Here is a 529-nt window from a genome sequence, read left to right as displayed (position 1 = left end):
ATGCTTTTGAAAGTCGTAAAGCCGAATTTAAAGGGAGATGACGACACTGGAAACTGGTTTTTACCTTTACAACTTTATGTTCTCTCCAAATTAAGCTGTCTACCTGTTTCAGAGATTACCCAAACAGAGATATGCAATATCCTTGCTCCTATTTGGCGTATAAAAGCTGCAACAACAGAGAAAATAACTTATCCGTCTCAATTTGTCTCAAGCACGTTATTACGTTAGGTTTAGATGTTAATTTACAGGGAACAGCAAAAGCAAGAGCTTTATTAGGTAAACAACTTTATAAAACTACTTATAGACCGTTATAGATTGAAGAGATATCCTGGCTTTTATAAAATACTTTGCAAACAACAATCATAACGGATTTGGCTTTGCGCCTTCTTATCATTATAAGGAGATTGTACAAATCTTTTGCGTCATATTTTTGAAGATCAAATTGACGGCGCTATATGGACATTCTCTGTTGAGAATATTAAAGGAAAGCGCGACGTTACAACAGAATTTCGCGTGCCTTTATCAGCAG

At 35.7% G+C, this 529-nt stretch carries 1 pseudogene; it reads left to right on the top strand.

From position 1 onward, the window contains the following. Positions 1-529: pseudogene (locus tag ACFIO5_RS13480) on the top strand (integrase); the annotation flags it as partial.

The sequence above is a fragment of the Bartonella sp. AA86SXKL genome (genome assembly GCF_042196885.1).
This window is presented reverse-complemented; position numbering and strand designations above follow the sequence as displayed.